Annotated in this window: 21 protein-coding genes; 3 read left to right on the plus strand and 18 right to left on the minus strand. The window is 65.1% G+C overall.

What is annotated here, in order from left to right; genetic code table 11:
* Positions 1–56: 56 nt before the first annotated feature.
* Complete coding sequence (locus OXG30_16755; protein MCY4136543.1) at positions 57–1,208, plus strand: hypothetical protein; 1,152 nt, start codon at positions 57–59, stop codon at positions 1,206–1,208.
* Here the strand turns inward: OXG30_16755 and OXG30_16760 are convergent.
* Positions 1,144–1,755 carry a phospholipase D family protein gene (locus OXG30_16760; protein MCY4136544.1) on the minus strand — a complete coding sequence of 204 codons (612 nt, stop codon included), beginning with the start codon at positions 1,753–1,755 and terminating at the stop codon, positions 1,144–1,146. The two genes, OXG30_16755 and OXG30_16760, sit on opposite strands and share 65 nt — an antisense overlap.
* Before the next feature lie 180 nt (positions 1,756–1,935).
* Here OXG30_16760 and OXG30_16765 point away from each other — a divergent pair, with 180 nt between their 5' ends.
* Positions 1,936–3,183, plus strand: coding sequence for a DUF222 domain-containing protein (locus OXG30_16765; protein ID MCY4136545.1), 1,248 nt, complete (start codon positions 1,936–1,938; stop codon positions 3,181–3,183).
* Between the two features lie 142 nt (positions 3,184–3,325).
* Here the strand turns inward: OXG30_16765 and OXG30_16770 are convergent, their stop codons facing one another.
* From OXG30_16770 to OXG30_16780, 3 genes are all read right to left on the minus strand, one after another.
* Entirely contained in the window at positions 3,326–4,786 is a 1,461-nt protein-coding gene (locus OXG30_16770) for a VWA domain-containing protein (protein ID MCY4136546.1), read from the minus strand.
* Between the two features lie 69 nt (positions 4,787–4,855).
* Positions 4,856–5,770: a MoxR family ATPase gene (locus tag OXG30_16775; GenBank protein MCY4136547.1), complete on the minus strand. Its 915-nt coding sequence runs from the start codon at positions 5,768–5,770 to the stop codon at positions 4,856–4,858.
* A 58-nt stretch (positions 5,771–5,828) separates the two neighbouring features.
* Positions 5,829–7,067, minus strand: coding sequence for a glutamate-5-semialdehyde dehydrogenase (locus tag OXG30_16780; protein MCY4136548.1), 1,239 nt, complete (start codon positions 7,065–7,067; stop codon positions 5,829–5,831).
* 198 nt (positions 7,068–7,265) lie between these two features.
* On the opposite strand from OXG30_16780, the gene murJ reads away from it, so the two are divergent.
* Entirely contained in the window at positions 7,266–8,921 is a 1,656-nt protein-coding gene (murJ, locus tag OXG30_16785; protein MCY4136549.1) for a murein biosynthesis integral membrane protein MurJ, read from the plus strand.
* Here the strand turns inward: murJ and proB are convergent.
* The 14 genes from proB to OXG30_16855 all read right to left on the minus strand — a co-directional run bounded on the left by proB (position 8,887) and on the right by OXG30_16855 (position 23,994).
* The gene (gene proB / locus OXG30_16790; protein MCY4136550.1) at positions 8,887–9,984 is read right to left on the minus strand and encodes a glutamate 5-kinase; all 1,098 of its coding nucleotides are present in this window, start codon (positions 9,982–9,984) and stop codon (positions 8,887–8,889) included. The genes murJ and proB overlap by 35 nt on opposite strands.
* Complete coding sequence (gene obgE / locus OXG30_16795) at positions 9,981–11,267, minus strand: GTPase ObgE (protein ID MCY4136551.1); 1,287 nt, start codon at positions 11,265–11,267, stop codon at positions 9,981–9,983. Before obgE ends, proB begins: the two co-directional genes overlap by 4 nt.
* 55 nt (positions 11,268–11,322) lie before the next feature.
* Positions 11,323–11,574: a 50S ribosomal protein L27 gene (gene rpmA / locus OXG30_16800; GenBank protein ID MCY4136552.1), complete on the minus strand. Its 252-nt coding sequence runs from the start codon at positions 11,572–11,574 to the stop codon at positions 11,323–11,325.
* Between the two features lie 28 nt (positions 11,575–11,602).
* Positions 11,603–11,908, minus strand: coding sequence for a 50S ribosomal protein L21 (gene rplU / locus OXG30_16805; protein MCY4136553.1), 306 nt, complete (start codon positions 11,906–11,908; stop codon positions 11,603–11,605).
* Between the two features lie 98 nt (positions 11,909–12,006).
* Positions 12,007–13,665, minus strand: a complete 1,659-nt coding sequence (locus OXG30_16810) for an Rne/Rng family ribonuclease (GenBank protein MCY4136554.1) — start codon at positions 13,663–13,665, stop codon at positions 12,007–12,009.
* A 15-nt stretch (positions 13,666–13,680) separates the two neighbouring features.
* Positions 13,681–14,412: a TIGR03936 family radical SAM-associated protein gene (locus OXG30_16815; protein ID MCY4136555.1), complete on the minus strand. Its 732-nt coding sequence runs from the start codon at positions 14,410–14,412 to the stop codon at positions 13,681–13,683.
* Positions 14,409–16,358, minus strand: a complete 1,950-nt coding sequence (locus tag OXG30_16820) for a TIGR03960 family B12-binding radical SAM protein (protein ID MCY4136556.1) — start codon at positions 16,356–16,358, stop codon at positions 14,409–14,411. Before OXG30_16820 ends, OXG30_16815 begins: the two co-directional genes overlap by 4 nt.
* An 89-nt stretch (positions 16,359–16,447) precedes the next feature.
* Complete coding sequence (gene rodA / locus OXG30_16825) at positions 16,448–17,608, minus strand: rod shape-determining protein RodA (protein MCY4136557.1); 1,161 nt, start codon at positions 17,606–17,608, stop codon at positions 16,448–16,450.
* A complete protein-coding gene (gene mrdA / locus OXG30_16830; GenBank protein MCY4136558.1) occupies positions 17,608–19,638 on the minus strand; it encodes a penicillin-binding protein 2 in 2,031 nt (676 codons plus the stop codon). Before mrdA ends, rodA begins: the two co-directional genes overlap by 1 nt.
* The gene (gene mreD / locus OXG30_16835; GenBank protein ID MCY4136559.1) at positions 19,635–20,141 is read right to left on the minus strand and encodes a rod shape-determining protein MreD; all 507 of its coding nucleotides are present in this window, start codon (positions 20,139–20,141) and stop codon (positions 19,635–19,637) included. The genes mrdA and mreD overlap by 4 nt, the downstream gene beginning before the upstream one ends.
* Before the next feature lie 61 nt (positions 20,142–20,202).
* Complete coding sequence (gene mreC / locus OXG30_16840; GenBank protein MCY4136560.1) at positions 20,203–21,048, minus strand: rod shape-determining protein MreC; 846 nt, start codon at positions 21,046–21,048, stop codon at positions 20,203–20,205.
* Between the two features lie 17 nt (positions 21,049–21,065).
* Entirely contained in the window at positions 21,066–22,109 is a 1,044-nt protein-coding gene (locus OXG30_16845) for a rod shape-determining protein (protein ID MCY4136561.1), read from the minus strand.
* A gap of 94 nt (positions 22,110–22,203) precedes the next feature.
* Entirely contained in the window at positions 22,204–22,611 is a 408-nt protein-coding gene (gene ndk, locus OXG30_16850) for a nucleoside-diphosphate kinase (GenBank protein MCY4136562.1), read from the minus strand.
* A gap of 48 nt (positions 22,612–22,659) precedes the next feature.
* Complete coding sequence (locus OXG30_16855) at positions 22,660–23,994, minus strand: Mur ligase family protein (GenBank protein ID MCY4136563.1); 1,335 nt, start codon at positions 23,992–23,994, stop codon at positions 22,660–22,662.
* Positions 23,995–24,014: the final 20 nt, after the last annotated feature.

Here is a 24,014-nt window from a genome sequence, read left to right on the forward strand (position 1 = left end):
AGTACGAGCGGAAATCGCATCGGATCTCTGAATCCCAATCACGTCGCCTTGCCTCCGTGGGAAAGGGCGCGATCACCGTAGAGCCGGAGGCTCACCACGGTTACTACTCAATCACCGCCCAGAACATGGTAGGCACCCTGGTGGTCGATGATCTCCGGGTGCTGATCCGCCCGAAGATCCGCCCTGAGAACCTGTTTCTGCTGCTGGAAGTGGGCTTGGACCCAAATGCTTGGCGGCAGGAGGCCTTCGACTACGCGATAAGCGCCAACCTATTGCCTTCGGTGATTGCCTTCTATGCACGCACCTTGGAGACCACCCTGGCCCGAGGACTCCTTCGCTCGTACCGCCATACCGAGGAGCGGCTGGTGTCGCTGCGGGGGCGTATCGACATGGCCGGGCAGTTCCGCCAAGCAGGAATCCGGGTGCCGGTGGCGTGCCGATTCGACGAGCACACCTCCGACATCGCCGAGAACCGCTATCTGAAGGCCGCAACCCGATTGGCACTGAGGGTTCCCGGTGTGGCTCCAGAGGATCGTCAAAGGTTGCTCCGGGAGGTCGTGTCACTGGAGGATGTGGCCGACGTCCACGTTCAACCTGACGAACTCGACCGAATTGCGTTCACCCGTTTGAACGTTCACTATCAGCCTGCGCTGCGCCTCGCCCGACTGCTGCTCGCGAATCTGACTCTGGCCGACCGGCTCGGGCACAACGCCGCTTCGTCGTTCCTGGTGGACATGAACCAACTCTTCGAAGACTTCATCACCCAGCGGCTGCGACGGGCGTTGCAGGGCCGTCTCGAAGTAGTGAGCCCATTGAACTCCCATTTGGCAACTCGCAACCAAGTGCCGATCCGACCCGACTTGGTGTTCCGCAGTCAGGGCCAAGAGGTCTATGTGGCCGACATCAAGTACAAGCTCACCGACGATGCCCGGGCCCGGACCAGCGACTACTACCAGCTATTGGCGTACACAACCGCTTTGGATCTGCCAGAGGGAGTGCTGATCTACTGCGTAACAGACGGGGGCCGTCCCGAACGGACCGTCACCGTCCGCCACGCCGGGAAGCTCCTCCACACCCTGGCCATCAATCTCCGCGGGTCGCCTACCGAAGTAGCCGCAGAAATCGCCATGGCTGCCACCTGGATCAATCAGCGTGTCCGGGCAATCCACCCGTTGATTGCCCCTGTTCGACGAAAGCCAGCAGCTTGATCCGCGCCCAGAGGCTTGCGGCAAAGTGAGCTGGGATAAACGCCAACGCTGGTAGGCAGCCGCCTTTGCTAGTCGCGGCCTGGGGCTTGTTCTTCGTTGCGAATCTCACAGGCGTGTCCTTGGTCATGAACCCGATGAGCCTGTCGTTGGCCGGTGGATGGCTTGTGGCCTCGGCGATATACGCGTCGATTTCATGCAAGTCGCCAGGGTCACAGCGCACCATTAGCTCTAGGTTGTCGGATAGGCCTTTGTCCGTGAGGTTTGCCGAGCCGACCAAGGCAGCCACCGCTTCATTCCTGCCACCCTGAAGAGCAACCACTGCCTTCCCGTGAGCAATCTTCTTGACCGGCTTCTGGCGATACCAGTTATGTACCTTTACGTCGCCTCGGCGCAGGAACGCAGCGGCGACCCTTCGATCGTCTTCTGTCGCGACTGCGAATGATTGCTCAGTCATATCACCAATGACGATTGTGACCCGTTGGCCACTGCCGACTTGCCTGGCCAACCATGCCAGTCCCTTGACGGAGGCGGACCCCGTGCAGACCACCACGTCGGCACTGCGGTGCTCGTCTAGAAATGCCTTAATCTTGTAAGCAGGTTGAGATGGGCCTCGGCCATTCACGGTGTCGGAGGCTAGACACCTACCGCCAGCTGCGCCACAGCGGATCGAAACTGAAGGCGGCGCGGCACCTGATTCGACCACTGCTCCTCTGCAACATCTTGGGGGATGGTGCAGTCGGTCAAGGACAAGCTGTCACTGGTCGTCGGTATAGTGCCCGTCATGGCTTATGGGGCTGTGGCCAGGGATTTTGAGGTCACCGCTGAGGTGCCGGCTCTCGACCCGGCAGACATGTCGAGCGACATGCGACGGGCTGCTTTGGCATCGGTGCGGCGGGCTGAAGCGCGACTGGCCGGATGGAAGATCCGGCTAATCAACGCGGAGCGCGATCAGCATGGCGTGGGCGCAGCCGAATTGGCAGTCCGGGAGGAGCTTCAGGCTTCCAAGCGGGAAGCCAAGCGGGATGTGGAAACTGCAACCAGATTGTCGGGGCTGGCCGAGACTTGGAGGGCTCTCGAAGCTGGGGAAATCCCCCAAAAGCACGCCTGGCTGATCGCCCGAGCTTCAGCAGAGGGGCCGATTGATGAGACCGCCTTGACTGAAGCGGCTAGACACCAGCCCTACGACCAGTTTGCCCGCACCCTCCGCCAGCAGCAGCGGGATCTCTCAACCGATGACGGCCAATCGATTCTGGACTGTCAAGGCGAGAAGCGCACAGGGCAGATGTTCGAGAGCCGGGAAGACGGCATGTTCGTGGTGTCTGGCGAATTCGACCCCATCACCGGCAATCGGATCGCCTTGGCCATCTCCGACAAGGAGCGAGAACTGTGGCGCAAGGAAGACCCGAAGAGTCGCCGCACGCCACAGCAGCGGATGGCTGACGCGCTGGCTGAGTTGATTCTCGAACCGAAGTCAGGCCAGCCGTCGCGCACCGCATTGCTGGTGATCGCCGACTACGACGCCGTTCATCGCGAGCTGGTCAATGCCCGGCTGTGCGATGGCACTCCAATTCCGGTGGGCGAGCTGCGTCGGTTGGCCTGTGATGCCGACATTCTGCCCGCCGTGTTCCGAGCCAAGACCCAGGAACTCTGGCTGGGCCGAAAGCGGCGGATAGCCACTGAGGCCCAGCGGGCCGCATTGGCACTGCGAGACAAGGGCTGCATCGGTTGCGATGCCAACCCCGCCTGGTGCCAAGCGCACCACATCCAACCCTGGTCCTGGGGCGGGCCGACTAACCTCGACAACTTGGTGCTGGTCTGCGCCCGCTGCCACCACAACATTCACGATGACGGGTGGGAAGTGGCCCAGTGCCCCATCACCGGGCGATATGACCTGAGGCCACCGCCTGAGCCGTTCCCCGAAACCGGTACGGCTATCGACCGACCACCTCAGCGAAACCCAGTGCTCTTGAGATGAAGATCACCAACTGGGCAAGCGGCAATCCCCGCGGCTGGTCCCCGATGTCCCGGAAACCGGCAATCTAAAGCCGTCAAACCGCACTAGCACCTTGACAATTGAATGGAGAGAGGTTGCGTGGACAGCCGCCGCCTACCTCGGCCTACACCAAGTTCTCGACGAATCCTTCGAGTTGGCGGAGGTTGCGGACTTCGAAGACGCCGTCGCAGTGGACGCCGTATTCGGAGACGATGGAGTCGCCGGTGTCCCAGTAGGCGCCGGGCTCGGGGTTGAGCCAGAAGACTTTGCGGGCTCGGTGCTCGATCTCCTTGAGGATCCAGGCCTGGGAGGCGTGGTAGTTGTTGCGGGCGTCACCCAGGATCATCACCGTGGTCTTGGGGCCGACGTCTTTCCCGTAGCGCTCCCAGAACACCTCGAAGGCATGGCCGTAGTCGGAGTGGCCGTCCACCCACACCACGTCGGCCTCGGCGTTCACTCGGTGGACGGCTTCGCCGATGTCGTCCACCCCCTCGAAGAAGCTTGTCACCTCGTCGAGGCCGTCGATGAACACGAATGAGCGCACCTTGGAGAACTGGTTGCTGATGGCGTACACCAGATGCAGGGTGAACCGGGCGAAGGCGGCCACCGACCCGCTCACGTCGGCCACCACCATGATCTCGGGCTTGGCCGGGCGGGGATAGCGGAACTTGGGCTCGGCGGGCACGCCCCCGTAGGAGAGCGAGTGACGCATGGTGTTGCGGAAGTCCAGAGGGCCCTTGCGGCCGTGGCGCCGCTTGCGGGCCAGCCGCACGGCCAGCTTGCGGGTGAGCGGGTAGATGGCCCGGCGCAGGGCCATCATCTCCTCCCGGCTGGCGTGCATGAAGTCCACGTCTTCGGGCAGGGGCTTGCGGAGCGTTTTGGCCATAGCCTCCACTCCCCGATCAGCCACTAGACGGCGGCGGATCTCGGCCTCCACTTCCTTGCGGAGTTGGTCGACTCGGGCCTCGAACTCGTCACGCTCCAGCCGCTCCTCGAGCGGAGTGAGATCGCCAGGGGCGTCTTGGCGGGCCTGGTCCATCAGACGCTCCAGCACGCCATCGAGATCGAGATTCCGCAGCGTGCGATACAGGTAGTAGGTGCCGCCCACCGGCCGACCAGGCTCCATGCCAGCGTAGCGCTGCACCGCTTGACGGGCGATGGCCCGCATTAGGGCGTCGTCGCCCCGCATCAGGGCTTGGAACAGCATCTCGGCCAATTGCTCGGCCGACATGGCCTCGCCGCCGCCCCCGCCTTGGCGGCGCTGCTGGCCGTCCATGCCGTCGACGAAGTCGGACAGGTCCATTCCTTCGGGCCACTCGCCATCGATGAGGTCGTACTCAGCTCCCCGGAGCGAGAAGTACACCTCGAACACCGTCTCGAATGCCCGCCAGTGGGCGTGGTTCTTCACCAGGGTGGCGGCCAACGCATACTTGAACGCATCCCGGTCCTCGATGGGGATGTGCTGGATGGCCTCCATGGCGTCCAGGTTCTCGGTGAGACTGACCGGCAGCCCCGCGGCCCGCAGCTCGGAGATGAACCCGGCCAGAAGCGCCAGCAGCGGCGAAGTGGCGGGCTCGACCTTCATGGCAGCCTCAGCGCAGGGGCGTCGAGGGATGGCGCGAGGGGCGGGTGACCTTGCGTTGGACGAGGAGGGTCACGACGTTGCGACCGGGGCGGCAAATTCCTCGTCGGAGGAGGCGAACTCCTTGAGCGCCTTTTCGATGTCGCTGCGGTACTTGAGCAGGATGTTCACCGTCTCGGCCGCAGTGTCGGCGTCGATGTGCTCCACCCCCAGCAGCACCAGGGTGCGGGCCCAGTCCAGGGTCTCCGACACCGACGGGGCCTTCTTCAACTCGATCTGGCGAACCGATCGCACGATGCGGGCCACTTGGTCGGCCAGGCTCTCGCCCACGCCGGGAACCTTGGCCAGCACGATCTCCTTCTCCCGGTCGAGATCGGGATAGTCGATGTGCAGAAACAGGCACCGCCGCTTGAGGGCTTCCGACAGCTCCCGGGTGTTGTTGGACGTGAGGAACACCAGTGGGATCTGGCTGGCGGCCACCGTGCCCAACTCGGGGATGGACACCTGGTAGTCGGACAGGATCTCCAGCAACAGCGCCTCGGTCTCGATCTCCACCCGGTCGACCTCGTCGATGAGCAGCACCACCGGCTCAGCGGCGCGGATGGCCTCGAGCAGCGGCCGGGTGAGCAGGAACTCCTCGGAGAACAGATCGTCCTCGATCTGCTGCCACATGCCGTCGCCCTCGGGGCCTTGTCCCTGGCGCTCGGCTTGAATGCGAAGGAGTTGCTTCTTGTAGTTCCACTCGTACAGCGCCTTGGACTCGTCGAGGCCCTCGTAGCACTGGAGGCGGATGAGACGGGCACCGGTGGCCTCGGCCACGCTCTTGGCCAATTGGGTCTTGCCGGTGCCCGCCGGACCCTCCACCAGCACCGGCTTCTGTAGCCGCTCGGCCAGATAGACCACACCGGCGATGCCCTCGTCAGCCAGATACTGCACGCCGCTCAGGCCCTTGCGCACCGAGTCGACGTCGGCAAAGGAGAAGCTCATGGTTGAAGGCTACGCCCAGCCTGTTCCGGCCCCGAAATCACGGCTTCTCTGTGAACGGCTAGCCGCGAATTTGGCCCTCGCCCCGCACCACGTACTTGGTGGTGGTGAGCTGGCGCAGGCCCATCGGGCCCCGAGCGTGCAGCTTCTGGGTGCTGATGCCGATCTCGGCGCCGAAACCGAACTCCTCGCCATCCACAAACCGGGTGGAGGCATTGACCAGCACGGCAGCGGCGTCCACCTCGGTGCAGAACCGATCGGCAGCCTCCAGATCGGCCGTGATGATGGCCTCGCTGTGGCCGCTGCCGGTGTCGTTCACGTGGGCAATGGCCTCATCGAGGTCGTCGACCACCTTCACCGACAATTTCAGATCTAGGAACTCGGTGAAGTAGTCGGCCTGGGTGGCCTTGCCGATGCGATCCGGCCCCAAGATCGCCCGAGCGGCCTCGTCGCCCACCAGCTCAACCCCGGCCAGGTCGTCGGTCAGCGGGGGCAGCAACTCGGCGGCCACCGCCCGGTGTACCACCAGGGACTCGGCCGCGTTGCACACCGACGGGCGCTGGGTCTTGGCGTTCACCACAATGCGCCGGGCCATGTCCAGATCGGCCGAGGCGTCGACGTACACATGGCAGTTGCCGTCGCCGTCGATCACATAGGGCACGGTGGCGTTCTCGAGTATGGAAGCGATAAGCCCGGGCCCGCCTCGGGGGATGAGACAGTCGATGGTGTCTCGGAGCTGCATGAACTCGGCGGCTGCCTCATGGCTGGGGTCGGACACCAGCACCAGGGCATCGCTGGGCAGACCGGCCTTCTCATAGGCGTCCCGCATCACCCCCGCTATGGCCAGGTTGGAGCCCAACGCGCTGGACGAGCCCCGCAAGAAGGCGGCGTTGCCCGACTTGAGGCACAAACCGGCGGCATCGCTGGTCACGTTGGGGCGGCTCTCGTACACGATGGCCACTACGCCCAGCGGCACCCGGACCTGGCTGATCCGCAGGCCGGTCGGCACCACCCAGCCGCTGACGATCTCCCCCACCGGGTCGGCCAGCCCAGCCACCTTGCGCAAACCCCCGGCCATACCCTCCAACCGGGAGTCGGTCAGCGTGAGCCGATCGACCAGGGTGGCGCTCATACCCCAATCGGTAGCGGCATCCACATCGGCCCGATTGGCCTCCAGCAGATCGTCGCGGGCTTGCTCCAATTGGTCGGCGGCCAGCAGCAGCGCATGGTTCTTGGTCTCGGTGTCGGCGGTGGCCAGAACACGAGCCGCGGCTTTGGCCCGGTCGGCCAGCTCGGCCATCGAGGTATCTGCGCTCACGGCGCGAGCGTACCCGACTGGGTTCCGGCTCCTGGAAGTGCTTTCTTCGAAGTGCTGGTGCTCGGGCTGCCCAAAGCGAAACCCATTGCTCCGGTAGCGTGTTTTGGCATTCCACCGGTTGAGCAGCGATTCGAAGGCCCCGACGACTCCCCGCGCCCCAGCGGCAAGGGAGCCGTGCTGGTGGGTGCAGGGATCTTCTTGTCCCGCGTCTCCGGCATCGGCCGAGAAGTGGCGGTGGCGGCGTTCATCGGCGCGGGCCGCATCGGTGACGCCTACCGGGCCGCCTTGACAATCCCCCGACTGCTGCAAAACCTGCTAGGCGAGGGGGTGCTGTCGGCCTCGTTCATCCCCATCTACTCGCAGCTTGTCGAACAAGACCGGCGCAAAGACGCCGGTCGGCTGGCCGGAGCGGTGTTCGGACTCCTGTCCGTGGTCACCGGGTTGTTGGTGTTGGCCGGATGGTTGCTGGCCGAGCCGATCGTGTCCCTCCTGCTGTGGCGGCTGTCGGACGACACTGCTGAACTGACCGTGGAGCTGGTGCGGGTGATGTTCGCTGGGATCGGCTTCATCGTGCTGGCGGCGTGGGCCTTGGGGGTACTGAACGCCCATCGCCGGTTCTTCCTGTCCTATGCCGCACCAGTCATATGGAACGCCGCCCAAGTGGCGTTCATGGCGGGGGCCTGGCTGGTGTGGCACAACGTCGACCCCGCCACTCGGGCCTCCGATGTGGCCAAGATGGCCGCCTGGGGCGTGGTGCTGGGCGGGGCCCTCCAGTTCCTAGTGCAGGTGCCGCTGGTGCTTCGGCTAGTGCCAGCGCTGCGGCTCAGCCTCAACTGGCGGCGCCCCGACGTCCGCACCGTGCTCGACCGGTTCGGCCCTGCGTTCATCGGCCGAGGCGTGGTGCAAGTATCGGCCTACGTGGACCTGATCTTGGCCGGGCTGCTGGCCAGCGGGGCCATTGCCGCTCTGGGATTCGCCCAGGTGATCTATTTCTTGCCCATCAGCCTGTTTGCCATGAGCGTGGCGGCCAGCGACCTACCCGAGATGTCCCGAGAACAGGACAACCCTGAGGCGCTGAGGCAGCGTCTGCAAACTGGGCTGGACCGCATTGGGTTCTATGTGCTGTTCTCGGCGGTGGCGTTCATCACCCTGGGCGGGCTGATCGTGGGAGCGCTGCTGGAGCGGGGGCAGTTCAATGGCGACCAGACCGTTCAGGTGTGGTGGATCTTGGCGGCTTACTCCTTGGGACTGGTGGCCTCGGCGTCTTCTCGTCTGCTTCAGAACGCCTGCTTCGCCGCTGGCGATGCCAAGGGGCCGGCTCGAGTGGCCGGGGTGCGGGTAGTGCTGGCCGCCGCAACAGGAGTGGTGCTGATGTTCAGCTTCGACTCCTACGCGGTGGTGGACGGGAGCGTGGAGCGACTGGGCGACTTCCAGGTGTTGTCGCGGCTGTCAGATGCCGCGCGGGCCGAAGGAGCGGTTCGGTTGGGAGCGGTGGGCTTGGCTCTGGGCAGCACGGTGGCCGCTTGGGTGGAATACGGCATCTTGCGCCACCGGGTCCGCTACTTGCTGGGCCGAAGCCGGCCAGTGAAGGGACCCGCAGGACGCTTGGCCGTTGCCGCTCTTTCAGCCGCGGTGCTGGGGGCTGTTTTGGCGTGGGGTCTAGAGCCGTTGCCGCTGTTGTTTGCCGCACCATTCTCTTTGCTGTTGACCGGGGTGGTCTATGTGATGTTGGGCCGGGGCTCAGGGGTGGCTGCGGCCGAAGAGGCTGCCGGGCTGATGGAGCAGGCCCTCAAGCGGGTCTCTAGGGCAGCACGGTCAAAGAGTCGCGGTGGATGACCTCGTCGGGCGCGCCGGCGGGCAAGGCATCAGAGCGCAGGCCTACCACCGAGTCCATGTCGTCTGAGGAAACCTCCACCAAGCCCCGGGCGAAAATCTGATCGTCGGGCCCCCGCACGTCAACTGCATCACCTGGCTGGAACACCCCCTCGAAGCCGGTGATGCCGATGGCCAAGAGCGAGGCACCCCGCTCCACCATCGCCCGGCGGGCGCCGGCATCCACCCGCACCGTGCCGGTGGGGACCATGGCAAACCCGATCCACAGTTTGCGGGCACTCAGCCGCTGGGGTTGGGGAGCCACTGTGGTCCCGACACCGGACCCATGGGCCAGTGCATCGGCGACCACATCTGGGCGATCAGCAGCCGCGATCACCGTCCGGACCCCCGACCAGCTGGCAATGCGAGCCGCGGCCAGCTTCGAGGCCATGCCGCCGCTGCCCCGGTCGGTGCCCGCTCCGCCCGCGGCCGCGGCCAGCTCGTCTAGCACACCCAGATCGGTGATCTCCTCCACGATCCGGGCCTCGGCATCGGAGCGGGGGTCGGCGGTGTGGACCCCTTCGGTGTCGGTCAACAGCACCAGCAGCTCGGCGCCCACCATGTGGGCCACCAATGCGGAAATGCGGTCGTTGTCCCCCCAACGAATGGCGTCATCGGCCACGGCGTCGTTCTCATTCACGATGGGGACGACGCCCAGCTTCAACAGCCGATTGAGGGTTCGCTGAGCGTGCAGGTATTGGGTGCGCTCCAAGAAATCCCGAGGGGCCAGCAGCACTTGGCCGCAGATCAGGCCGTAACCGCCCAGGCGCTCTTGGTACAGGGCCATGAGCCGGCTCTGGCCCACCGCGGAGAGGGCTTGCAGGGTTACCGAGTCGCGGGGACGACCCTGGTCGAAGCCGAGCACGGGAAGCCCGGCACCGATCGCCCCGGAGCTGACCACTACCGCCTGATGCCCGTCGGCCACCGCGGCGGCCACCTCGCCGCTCAGCTTGGCCACCGCCTCCGCCCTGATGGTGCCATCGGCCTCGGTTATCGACGACGTGCCGATCTTCACCACCACTATCACCGCACCACCTCCTCATTGAGATAGTCATCGTCATCGTGATATTCGAACTCGAAGTCGCCGATCCTGGCGGTGTCGCCTGACTTGATCCCAGCCCGGGCCAACGCCCGGTCCACCCCCAGCCGCTGAAGCCGGCGGCGGGCGAAATCCCACGCGCCGGGGACATTGAGGTCAGACAGCGCCACCGTGCGCTCAGCCGCCCGACCCACCACCACGTAGGCGCCGTCATCGGCCCGCTCTACGGTGAACCCCTCGGGAACAGGCCGGTGAATTACCACGTCTTCGGAGCGGCCCGCGATGGGGGCCAGACTGTCTTGGGCGCGGGCCTCTCCCACCGCGTCGGCCATGGCCCGGATCATCTCGGACAAGCCCTCCCCGGTCACCGCAGAGATGCGCAGGGACCCCGGCGGCGGATCCAGTTGGGCGACGTCGGCCTTGGATGCCGCCAATATCCGAGGGCGCTCCAGCAGCTCGGGACGGTAGGCGCCAAGCTCGTCCAGCAGCACCCGCTGCTGTTCGGCGGGGGAGGTCTCCTCCATCGAGGCCAGGTCTACCAATACGACCAACACCCGGGCGCGCTCGGTGTGGCGCAGGAAGCGGTGGCCAAGGCCGCGGCCGTCGCTGGCCCCGGCAATGAGGCCAGGGATGTCGGCCACCACCATCTCGAAGTCGTCGTCGGTGCGAACCACTCCAAGGTTGGGCTCGAGAGTGGTAAACGGGTAGTCGGCGATCTTGGGGCGGGCCGCGGATATGCGGGAGATCAGCGTGCTCTTGCCCGCGTTGGGAAAGCCGATCAGCGCCACGTCAGCCAGCAGCTTCAACTCCAGTTTCAGCCAGCGCTGCTCCCCCGCCTCCCCCTGCTCGGCAAACGCCGGAGCGCGGTTTTGACGGGTGGAGAAGCGGGCGTTGCCGTGGCCTCCCTGCCCGCCCGCAGCAGCCAGCCAGCGGTCCCCGTCAGCCGCGAGATCGGCCAGCATTTCCCCACTCTGGGCCCTTATGGCGGTTCCCACCGGTACCTGCACCATTGTGTTGCTGCCCGATGCGCCGTGCCGACGCTTGCCCTGGCCGTGGGTTCCGTTTCCCGCCCGCCGATGGGGATGGTCTTTGAACGCGATCAGAGAGGCCACGTTGTGGTCGGCAACCAGCCAGACACTGCCGCCGTCGCCGCCGTCGCCGCCGTCGGGTCCGCCTTTAGCCACATGGGCCTCACGGCGAAACGAGACGCACCCGGCACCGCCGTCGCCGCCCCGCACGTTCAGGCCGCACTCGTCTACGAACTGGGACATCGTCTGTCAATCCGCACTCGTCTAAGTCAAGCGGCTGTGAGCCGCTGGGAGACGATCAGCCGGTGATGACGTCGACGAGCTTGCGGCGGCGCCGATGGCCGAACTTGACCCGGCCGTTGGCGGTAGCGAAGAGGGTGTCGTCGCGGCCGCGCCTGACGTTCTCACCGGGGTGGATGCGGGTTCCCCGCTGACGCACGATGATCGAGCCCGCAGTCACCTGCGTGCCGTCGAACACCTTGACCCCAAGGCGCTTGGGGTTGGAATCTCGGCCGTTGCGGGTTGAGCCGCCGCCTTTGGTCTTGGACATCTCCTGCTCCCTTCAGCGTTCCGACTGGCTATGCCTTGATGGCCGTGATCTGGATGCGGGACTTGCGCTGACGGTGGCCCCACCGCCGACGCTGATTGCTCTTGTTCTTGTAGGTGAAGCCGTTGATCTTGCGATCCTTGACCGAGTCAACCACCGTAGCGGTGACCTTGGCCTTGCCGAGCGCGTCGGGGGCAGCGGTCACCGAGTCGCCGTCCACCAGCAGAAGGGGGATCAGCTCCACCTCGGCCCCGGGCTCGCCCAACAACTCAACGTCAAGGACTTGGCCCTCTTCAACTTTGTACTGCTTTCCGCCTGTGCGGATGACGGCATACACCTGCTTGCGCCTCGCTCACTACTTGCCGGCAGGTCCGACGGATAATTCTAGACGAACCATCAGAGGCCAACCCCAACCGTTAAGACCCAGCCAAACAGCTACTTCTTCGAGGCGAGCGTCTTGTCCAACTCCAGGCCCCGCCCCTCGCAGGTCGGGCAGACCGATGAGCACGACTCCAACAGACCCTCCCCGATGCGCTTGCGGGTCATCTCCACCAATCCCAAATCGGAGATGTCCAGCACCTGGGTACGGGTCTTGTCCCAGGCCAGCGACTCCCGGAATGCCTTCATGACCTCTTCCCGATTTCCCCGCTTCTCCATGTCCACGAAGTCGATCACGATGATTCCGCCGATGTCGCGCAGCCGCAGCTGTCGAGGGATCTCCTGAGCCGCCTCCAGGTTGTTGCGGAAAACGGTCTCCTCCAGGTTGGAGTCGCCGACATTTTTGCCGGTGTTCACGTCGATGACCGTGAGCGCCTCGGTGCTCTCGATGATCAGCGATCCGCCGCCAGGCAGCCACACCTTCTTGTCCAGTGCCTTGAGGAACTGCTCATACACGTGATGGCGCTCCAGCAAGCTCAGATGCTCGGTCTCGGCGTCGTAGTACTCCAGCCGCTCGCCCAGTTCGGGGGCCACGCTGGACACGTAGTCGTACACCTGGTCGAACAGGCGCCGATCATCAATCTGGACCGAGCGGAAGTCCTGGTTGAACTCCTCCCGGATGACCCGAACCGCCATCTCGGGCTCCCGGTACAACAGCCCCGGTACCTTGGCCTTCTTGGACAGAGCCTCAATCTCTTCCCATTGCGAGACCAGCCGCTTCACGTCGCGCTCCAGCTCCTCGGCGGTGATCTTCTCGGCCGCGGTGCGGACGATGATCCCGTGCTCCTCCGGCTTGCACCGGTCCAGCACCTTGCGAAGACGCTTGCGCTCCTTGTCGGGGAGCCGCTTGGAGATGCCGTAGGTCTTGGAGTTGGGCACCAGCACCACGAAGCGGCCTGGCAAAGACACTTCCTGGGTCAGCCGGGCCCCCTTGTGGGCTATTGGATTCTTGGTGACCTGGCACATGATGGTCTGGCGGGCCTCCAAGAGGTTCTCGATGCGAGGTGAGCCATCGGAGGTCTCCACATCGTCGGGGTCGAACACCACATCTCCCCGGTACAGCACCGCATTCTTGGGAGTGCCGATGTCCACGAAGGCGGCCTCCATGCCGGGCAACACATTTTGAACTCGGCCCAGATAAATGTTGCCGTGGATCTCGCCCACATCGTCGGCCGGGCGGGAGACGTAGTGCTCAATGAGAGCCCGGCCCTCCAACACCGCTATCTGGGTGGCTTCTGGGCGCACTTGCACCAGCATCATATAGCGGCCTACCGGGCGTCCCTTGCGACGACGGCCCCGACGGCGCTCAAGCGTCTTCTCGTCGAGCTCTACCGGGCCGTCGGAAACCTTGTGCTCTACCGGTTGGATCGGGCGGCTACCGCCGCCGCGGCCCCTCCCTCCCCGACGGCGTCGGCGCTTGCGGCCCGAGCCGGAACCGCCCGAGCCTGAGTTCGAACCGCCCGAGCCTGATCCTCCGGAACCCGAGCCCTCGGAAGAGCCCGATCCGTTCCCGCTTGGCGCGGGGCGGGAATCCCCGATCTTGGGGCGATTGTCGGAAGGCGGGAGCGCGGGGCGGGAATCCCCGATCTTGGGGCGGTTATCGGAAGGCGGGAGCGCGGGGCGGGAATCGCCGATCTTGGGGCGACCTTCGGTCATCTGTGTAGTCCTTTCTCATTGCACACCAACCAGGGTGTGCTGAGCAGGGGCTGCGCCGACCTCAAGTGGCTCCAAGTGGGCGCCATCCTGCTCAATCCATTGACGAGTGCGCCGAATCAGCACCGGTCGATGCACCGGTTCTTGAGCGGCCAAAAGCTCCGACGGGCGTGCTGCCCGCGGCTGGGTGCCCAGAGTGGCCAAGAGGCGAAACCCCCGGCTCGTCGGCTCACCGACCTCCAGGGCACACACCTGTGGGGCCAGATCGTCGGTGATCTTTTGACTTTTGCGTTCTCGCGTAACCATAAGCGTAGCCGCCCCGAGCACCTTATCTACCCATTGGGCGAGATCACCTGCGGTCACGTCCAACAACTCGATGTCCCAATCGCAGATGGTGACCGCTTGCTGCAACGACATCGACCCCGGCGCCAGAACCGCGCCCCCGGTGGCCTCGATCCCGTCGGGCAGCACGCCGACCAGGGCTTTCAGCACCTCATCAACCGCCATATCGCCACTCTTGAAGTCGACGTCCAAATACTCGGCGTCTGACTCATAACCGGTGGCCAAGGCCAGGCCGAAGTGCAGTTTGGCCCGCGGTGAGAAACCCTCGGTCTGAGCCACCGGCAACCCGGTCCGCCGCAGCGAGCGCTCCCAGATGCGGGCCACATCCCGGTGGCTGGTGAAGCGGATCCGCCCCGCTTTGCCGTACCGCAGCCTTATCCGAGTGCGCGGCGCCTGGTTCGGGTTCATGTCGAACTCCTCGCGCCGACGCCCGACAGCTGCACCGACACCGCTTGGGGCGGCTGGTAGCCGGTGGGCACCTGGCCGGTGCCCTGGCTGCCCCCGGCGGGCGGCGTGGCGGAGGCCACGATGTGCTCGATGCTGTAGCCGGTGCAGGCCCCGCAGTCATAGCACGGGGTCCAGCGGCAGTCCTCCAAGCCCACCTCGTTGAGGGCATCCCTCCAGTCTTGCCACAGGAAGTCCTTGTGCAGACCAGCGGAGAGGTGGTCCCAGGGAAGAACTTCGTCCTCAGTGCGGTGTCGGTGCACATACCAGTCCACCGACAGCCCGTGTTTGGCCATGGCCTGGGTCCAGCGGTCGTAGTCGAAATGCTCCGACCATTCCTGGAATGTGCCCCCCTGGCGCCACACCTCCTCGATGACCCGGCCGATGCGGCGGTCGCCCCGGCTGGCGATTCCCTCCACCAAACTGGCCTTGGGATCGTGCCATTTCATCTGGACGCCCCGGTTCCGCTTGATGTCGTCGCGCAGCAAGAAGACCTTGCGCTGAAGCTCCGACACCGTGTTCTGGCCAAACCACTGGAAGGGCGTGAACGGCTTGGGCACGAACCCGCCCAGCGAAACCGTGACCGACGGGTTCTTGGTGTGGGCCCGGCCCAGATCCACACAGTTGCGGGCCAACTCTCCGATGGCCAGGGTGTCCACATCGGTCTCGGTGGGGAGGCCGGTGAGGAAGTAGAGCTTCATGCGCCGCCAACCTTGGGAGAAGGCCGACTCCACCGCGCCGTAGAGGTCTCGCTCGTCGATGAGCTTGTTGATCACCTGGCGCATCCGCCACGACCCGGCCTCGGGGGCAAAGGTCAGGCCAGTGCGCCGAGCCCGCTGGATCTGGGCGGCCAGACCCACGGTGAAGGCGTCCACCCGCAGGCTGGGCAACGACACCGACACCTCGCCGGCACCGCAGTCCATGGTGGCGGACACCACTTCGGTGATCCCGCTGAAATCGGCGGTGGACAGCGAGGTGAGCGCCACCTCGTCGTAGCCGGAGCGGGCCAGTCCGTCGGCCACCATGGTGCGAACCTGTTCGGCGGGACGCTCCCGCACCGGACGGGTGATCATCCCCGCCTGGCAGAACCGGCACCCCCGGGTGCAGCCCCGGAACACCTCCACATTGAGCCGGTCGTGGACCACCTCGGTGAGCGGCACCAACTGCTGCTTGGGATAGGGCCACGCCGCCAGATCGGCCACCGTGCGCTTCTCTATCACCGCGGGCACATCGGCGAACCGAGGCGTGATCGACACCAGCGCCGGGCCGTCGTAGGCCACGTCGTACAGCGACGGCACGTACACGCCCTCGATGGCAGCCAGGGCCCGCAGCACCGACTGGCGCGACTCCTTGCCCGAGCGCTTCCATTCCCAAACCGCCGCGGTGATCTCTGAGACCACCTCCTCGCCGTCGCCCAGCACGAAGAAGTCCACGAAGTCGGCCAACGGCTCGGGGTTGTAGGTGCAGTGCCCGCCCGCGCCGATCAGCAGGTCGTCGTCGGCTCGGTTCTCGGCCCGCACCGGAGCTCCGGCCAGGTCGATGCAGTTGAGCAGGTTGGTGTAGACCAGCTCGGCTGACAGGTTGAACGCCAGAACGTCGAAATCTGCCGCCCGCCGGTGGGTGTCCACTGAGAACAGGGGGAGGCCCGCGGCCCGCATCTCGGCCTCCATGTCCACCCAGGGGGCATAGGCCCGCTCGGCCACCGAGTCATCTCGCTCGTTGAGTATCTCATAGAGGATCTGAAGGCCCTGGTTGGGCAGGCCAATCTCATAGGTGTCGGGATAGGCCAGCAGCCACGCCACTTTGGACGGATGATGCTCCGGCGTCGCCATCCCGCCTTCGCCGCCGATGTAGCGCGCCGGTTTCGACACCTCGGGCAACACCAGTTCCAATTCCGGCCAAAGCGACATTGTCACCAATCTACCGCCGGCCCCTCGCCAGCCCGAACCAGTTCAGATGGACCGCCGGCAGCCGCTGAGGACGAAACCCGGATTTCGGGTCAGACAAACCTGCGCATGCGGACGTTGAGAACCAAGCCGAGGCCTATGAGTGTGGCGATAGCTGAGGAACCGCCGTAGGAAACCAGGGGAAGGGGAATGCCGGTTATGGGGGTGATGCCCAGTGTCATGCCCACCGCCTCGAACATCTGAAACAGGATCATGGCGAACACGCCCGAGCAGATAAGGGCGCCGAATCGGTCCTTGGCCAGGCGAGCGGCCTGGAGAATCCTCAGCAACAGCAGGGCGTAGAGACCCAGGGTGGCGGCCGAGCCCACGAAACCGAATTCCTCGCCGATGACGGTGAAGATGAAGTCGGTGTGCTGCTGGGGCACCAAGCCGCTCAGCGTCTGGGAGCCCTCGCCGTAGCCCTTGCCGCTCACCCCGCCATTGCCGATGGCAATCTGGGCTTGGCGCTGCTGGAAGGCGGCGTCAGTGATGCCGGTAGTGGGGTCTACGAAGGTGCGCAGCCGGTTGGTCTGGTACTCCTCCAGCATGTTGGAGTTGATCATCAGCGCCACCACCGTGACCACGATCAGGGCGATGCCGATGACCTGTCGGAAGCGGATGCCGCCGATCAGCAGCAGGACGAAACCGATGAACACGTAGATGATCGCGGTGCCCACATCGGGCTGGAGAAGAACCAGTAATCCGGGCCACGCCACAATGCCTACGGCAAAGAACACTCGGGGGGCGCTCAAGTAGTCTTCGTAGCGCGACAAGAAGTACGCCACCGCCACGATGATCGCCAGCTTGTGGAATTCAGACGGCTGAAGCTGGAAATCGCCGAACCGGAACCACGAACGGGCACCGTTGACCTCTTCGCCCAACGGTCCCAGCACCACGATCAGAGCCAGAATCCCCACTCCATAGATAGCTACCGCGAACTTGGCCAGTTCCTGATACGGAAACCAGGCCGCAAACACCATGAACAGTGCGCCGGCCACGGCGAACAGCGATTGGCGCTCCAAGAAGAAAGAGTCGAAATTCTCCGGATCGCGGCCTCGGGTGGTGCTGTAGATGGCCGCGATCCCTATGGCGGCCAGACCAGCCGCGGCCAGCACCAACAGCAAATCGATGTGCATCCACGGCGCGTAGGGGCTGCTCCGGGGATTGAACTCCCGGTCCTTCAAACGGCGTTCCTCCAGAGAAATGACTGCCATCAGGCCGCACTCTCCAGTTCTGCGTTCTCGGCGTCCACCTCAGCCCCATCATCGCTGATCGACCCGCTCAACTCGGCCAAATCGTCGATGGTGCGGACCGCGGGCACCGAGTTGGTGGCGATGGGCTCCAGCACCCGCCGCACCGCAGGAGCAGCCACCGACGCCCCGAATCCCGACTCCTCCATGATCGCCACGACAACGTACTCGGGATTGGGATTGGGGCCGAAGGCCGCGAACAGCGAGTTGTCGGCTTGGCCCACCACCTCGGCCGTCCCGGTCTTGCCCGCCACCGACCACTCCTCATGGGGGAAGCCGAAGAACGCCGAGTGGGCGGTGCCCTCCAACTCGGCAGTCACGCCCAACAGCCCCTCCAGGATCGGCAGTCTGATGGAGCGGGGCAGGTAGACCTGGTCAAGCACCCGGTTAGCAAAGGCCTGCAACACCTCGCCGGTAACCGGATTCACCACCTGCTCCACCATCTTGGGCGAGTACAGCGTTCCCCCGTTGGCGAAGGCGGCGTAGCCGTTGGCCAACTGAAGCGGGGTGGCCCCCAGCACGCCCTGGCCGATGGCCAACACGATCGAGTCACCGGTTCGCCACGGCTCGCCCGCGGCTTCGGCTGCTGACGGCGAAGGCACCCGGCCCACGCCCTCGCCGGGAAGCGCGATGCCCGACGGTGCGCCGAAGCCGAAGAGCTGGGCCGCCCGCTGTATGCCCTCCCGGTCGAAGCGGTCGGCGCGGTCCATGGTGTCGCCCAAGTAGTAGAAGTAGACGTCGGACGACACGGTGATGGCCCGGCGCAGGTCCACCGGCCCATAAATGGCCTCCTCCGCATTCCGGAAGGTGCACGACGCGATCACTTCCTCCTCGCAGGACGGCACGATGTAGGTGCCGGTATCCTCGTAGAGCGTGCGCACGTCCAGCGCGCCGCGCTCGCCGATCACGCCGCTGTTCATCGCGGCGTAGGCGGTGAACAGTTTGAACGTCGACCCCGGCGGATAGATGCCGGCCAAGGCCCGGTTGTGCAGAGGCTGGTGGTTGTTGGGGTCTTGGAGCTGGGCCCACCGATCTTCGGAGAATCCGTGGACGAACTCGCTGGGCGAGTACGTGGGAAACGACGCCATGGCCAGAATCTCAGATCCGTTGGGATCCATCACCACCAGGGCGCCGCCAGGGGCTTTGAATGGCGGGTCGTTGGGGTCATCGGTCTCCTGCTGGCGGGCCTCGGCCAATCCGGCCAAGAGCTCCTTTTCTGCCAGTGCCTGGATGTCGATGTCCAGCGTGAGGTACACGTCGGCTCCGGCGATGGGATCCACCTGCTGGAGCACTGCCACCGGATCGCCCACGTTGTCCACCTCCAGCCTGGTGAACCCGGGCGTGCCCCTCAGCACCGACTCGAAGGACGCTTCGATCCCGGTCTGGCCGATCTCGTCATTGCGCCGATAGGTCTTGGGATCATCGGCCACCAGCTCGTACTGCTCCTCGCTGAGCAGGGAGACGTATCCCAGGATGTGGGCGGCCAGATCTCCGTAGGGGTAGGTGCGCACGCTGCGGATGACTGTGCCCACGCCGGGGAATTCGTCGGCCCGCTCGGCCAAGACAATCTCGAAATTCTCAGTGACGTCGTCGGCAACCGGCACCGAATCGAGGGGTCCATAGCGGGGATCGTCGAGTGCGTCATTGATTTCGAAAATCTTTGTGAGACGACCGGCCCGGCTTACCTCGGTGGCCAATCGGAGCACCAGATCTTCCTGTTCGCCCTCGTCGAATTCGGTGTCGAAGGTAAACCGGTCCACCGTCACCACCAGGGACTCCCGGTTGTCCACCAGCACGTTGCCGTTGGCGTCGAAGATGCGGCCCCGAGGGGCGGGCTCATAGATCACCCGGATGGTGTTGGACACCGCGATGTTCTCGAACTCCTCTGAGCTCATCACTTGCAAGAACCAGAGGCGGGCCGCCAGAACCCCGAAAGCGAGCAGGGCCAACAAGGCCAGGAAACTGAGACGCAGGCGAAGCGATTCCGGGGTCAACGTTCTTCACCGAGAAGCCTGGGCCACGACCAGCGCCACATTCCCAGCAGAGGCAGACTGAGCACCAGGTTGTAGGCCGCGGTAACGCCCATCACCACATAGAGGCGGTCGGTATAGAGGTTGGCCTCGCCGAGCAGCTCCCCGAGCACCGCGTACACCAGCAACCCGCCAGCGGTGGCGGCGGCAGTGACCAAAACGTTGATCCACCATGCGCTGCGGAAGATCCGCTCCTCGACCAGCCCCACCGTGTAACCCCACACGGTGTAGATGAGGGCGGAGAGGCCGAACAGCGTGGGCAGATACAGGTCGATGCCCAAGCCAATAACGAATCCGGCCACTGCGCCCCGCTCAGGTCCGCCCACCAGGCCGGCGGTGATCGCAATGGCCAGGGGCACTTCGGGGGCCACTCCCAGCACTCGCAGGTCGGAGAAAAGAGCCATGTGCAGCACCAGGGCAGTCAGCAAGAACAAGGCGCTGCGCAGATAGGCATTGGCCGTGTTCATTGCTCGGTTGCCTCTAGGGCCAGTGCCGATGCGCTGCGAAGGGAAGCACTTGCCGTGTTCATTATTCCTCGGCCAGAGGGTCGTAGAGCAGAACGGTCACAAAGCTCAGATTGTCGGTGTTGGCCGAGGGCTCCACCGTGAGGAGCTGCAACAGGCGAGCTTCGTCATAGTCGATGTCGGTGACAATGCCGATCGGAATACCAGGGGGATAGCGGCTCCGGTCCACTCCGCTGGTGACCACCTTATGGCCGACGGCGACCTCGGTGTCGATCTCCAGCCCCTTGGTAACCATGAGGGGCTCGCCATGCCCGCCGCCCGAGGCCAGGGCCACGTCGTCGGTGCCCACTACCAACACCCCGACCTCGAAGCCAGGGTCGGTGAGCAGCGTCACCCGGGAATGCCCTCGGCCCGGGTCGCCGTCGATCCGCCCGATGAGACCGCCCCTGGTCACCACCGGCATCCCGTTGAGGATGCCGTCATCAGACCCGCGGTTGATCTGCACCGAGTACCGGTCGAAATTGCCCACGTTGGCGGTCACCACCTCGCCCACGACATTGGGAATGTCCTGCACATAGGGCAAACCCAGCTCGTCGAGCAGCAATTCGAGGCGGATGGACGCATCGGTGTCCAGGATCCTCTGGCCCTCGAGCATTTGCAGCTCTTGTCTCAGCGCCTCGTTCTCAGCCTCCAGCTCGTCGTAGCCGGTGATGCCGGCCCAGGCGTCGCCGACGGGCTCAAATACCCGATCCGCCCCCGTCCGCAGCGGCGAGATCAGATCGGAAAGGGTTTCCTCGGTCCGCTGAAGGGGCTCGAATTCCCGGGCATCCAGGGTCAGCAGGGTCGCGGAGCTGAGCAGAAGGAAGATCAGCGTGAACCGCGACCGCCCTGTGCGGGTGCCCGTTGCCACGGGGCCGAACCGAGAGATCAGTCGTACGACGACGAGAAGAGGAGACCCTCTAGCGCGTCGAACTCCTCCAGCGACTGGCCCGAGCCAATGGCCACCGCATGGAGTGGATTGGGCGCCAACCGGACCGGCATCCCCGTCTCTTCCTCGATCCGAGGGGGCATGCCGTTCAGCAGAGCCCCGCCACCGGCCAGAACGATCCCCGCCTCCATGATGTCGGCGGCCAGTTCGGGGGGAGTTTCATCCAGGGTCACTTTGACCGCGTCGACGATGGAGCGCACCACCTCGGAGATGGCCTCGCGGATCTCGTTGGTGGAGGTAACCACGGTCTTGGGGAGACCGGAGACCATATCCTGGCCCCGGACCTCCGCATAGCGGTTCTCGCTGCCCAACCAAGCGGTACCCAGCACGATCTTGACCTCTTCAGCGGTGCGGCTGCCGATGGTAAGGCTGTGCTCCTTCTTCAGGTAGGCGATGATGTCCTCGTCCATCCGGTCGCCGCCCATCCGAATCGACTGACCGGTCACCACGCCGCCCAGCGAGATCATGGCCACCTCGGTGGTACCGCCGCCGATGTCCACGATCATGCTTCCCGAGGCTTCCTGCACCGGCAACCCGGCGCCGATTGCTGCGGCCATGGGCTCTTCGATGATGTAGACCGGCTTCTTGGCCCCCGCGGATACCGCCGCCTCCTGCACGGCCCGCTGCTCCACCGGAGTAATGCCGGAAGGTACGCATATCACCATGCGGGGCCTGATGAACCGGCCGGGAGACACCCGTTGGATGAAGTAGCGCAGCATCTTCTCGCAGATGTCGAAATTGGCGATCACCCCGTCTTTGAGCGGTCGGATGGCCTGGATATGGGCCGGCGTGCGCCCCAGCATCCGCTTGGCCTCCGAACCCACCGCTATGGGCGCACCTTCGTTGGTGACGGCCACCACCGAAGGCTCGTTGATGAGGATCCCCTCCCCTCGGACATACACCAGCGTGTTGGCGGTGCCGAGGTCGATTGCGACATCGCGGCCGACAATGCCGCTACTGGAAGAGAACCGCCGCTTCACCATGGCGCAAGACTAGAACAGCCAGTCCCAAATCGCACACCGGTGCCAGTCGCAGGTTGGGTTAGAAATCGCACACCGGCAACGGCGGGTCCCGGTATCACAGCTCGGGGAAGAAGATGGCGATCTCACGCTCAGCAGAGGCATTGCTGTCAGAACCGTGAACGAGGTTCTCGGTGACCTCCAGCCCGTAGTCGCCCCGGATGGTGCCCGGAGAGGAATCCAGAGGGTTGGTGGTGCCCATCATGGAGCGGACGACGGCGTAGACGTCGTCGGGCCCCTCCACCACCATGGCCACCGAGGGCGACCGGCCGATGAATGCCACCAAATCGGGATAGAACGGGCGCTCCACATGCTCGGCGTAGTGCCGGGCGGCCAGATCGGCGTCGATGGTGAGCATGCGCATGGCCGCGATCCGCAGGCCCCGGGCCTCGAAGCGGGACAAGATGGCCCCCACCAGGCCTCGCTCCACCGCGTCGGGCTTGCACAACACGAGAGTCCGATTCACAGATTGCACCTCACTGATCGAGTGCCGCCGGCCGTCACCGGGGGAACCCTACTTATTGGCTGCGGCCATGTGAAGGCGGGCCGCACCGGCGGTGTACAAGGAGCCGGTGACCACCACGGCGTCCTCCTCGGTGGACAGCGCCAGAGCCCTGTCCACCGCCTCGGCGACATCGCCGGCGGTCTCGGCATCGATCCCCCGGTTGCGGATGGCGGCAGCCAATTCGGCGGCTGACAGGGCCCGCGGCCAGTCGGGAGCGCAGCACACCACTAAGTCACAGCGGGCGCCAGAGGCCTCAATGGCATCCAGCATGGCGTCGGGGTCCTTGTCTCGCATCATCCCGACCACCCAAATCACCTGGCCCAACACGGTGAACTGGTCGGCCAGGGTCTCCGCTGACGCGGCCAGGCCGTCGGGATTGTGGGCCCCGTCGATCACCACCAAGGGCTGGCGAGCCACCACTTCGAATCGGGCCGGGACATTCACATCGCCCAATGCGACCAGGAGGTCGTCATCCAGCTTCTGGTCCACCAGGGCCTCGAAGGCGGCGATGGCCAGAGCGGCGTTCTCCCCCTGATGGGCGCCGAACAAGCTGACATAGACGTCGTCGTAGCGGGCTTTTGGGGTGCGCACCGTGACCAGCCGTCCCCCCACCGCCGGGCGGTTCTCCTCGAGTTCGAAGTGCTGACCGTCCACCAGCATCTCCCCGGGCGACTCTCCAGCAGCGATGGCCACCAGGTCGGGATCTATCGGGCCCAGCACGGCGACAGTGCCGGGATGGAGAATGCCGGCCTTCTCCCCCATCACCTCTTGTTCCCAGCCGGGCCGGCCATCGGTGTGGTCGCGGCCGATGTTGGTGATCACCGCCACCTCGCTGTTCACCACGTTGGTGGCGTCATAGCGGCCCAATTTGCCCACCTCCACCACCGCCAGGTCGACCGCCGAATCGGCGAACCAGCGCAGTGCAGCGGCGGTCACCAACTCGAACCACGAGGGCGGGGTGCCGACGCGGCTTTTGGCCAGATGGTCTGCCACCAGCCGCAGGTGGCTCAGAAGCTCGGCCAGACCGGCGTCGTCGATGGGATCGCCGCCTATCGTCATCCTCTCGTTGAGGTGCTCGACGTGGGGGCTGGAGTACACCCCGACGGTCATGCCCCACGCTCCGGCCAGCGCGGCGATCAGCGCGGCCACCGAGCCCTTGCCGTTGGTGCCGGTGATGTGGACTGCCGGGTAGTCGGCCTGGGGGTCGCCCAATGAAGCCAAAAGCTCGCGCATGGGCGCTAGCGTCAGGCCGTCGGTATCGCCGGCTGTGGCCTCCAGGTTGACGTGGCCGTCCAACCACGCCCGGGCCTCGGCCAGGAGTGCGGAGTCCGCGACCTCGCTCAAATCGTCGGCGACCGCAGGGA

Source organism: bacterium, assembly GCA_026708015.1.
In the GTDB taxonomy this organism is placed as follows: Bacteria; Actinomycetota; Acidimicrobiia; order Acidimicrobiales; family Bin134; genus Poriferisocius.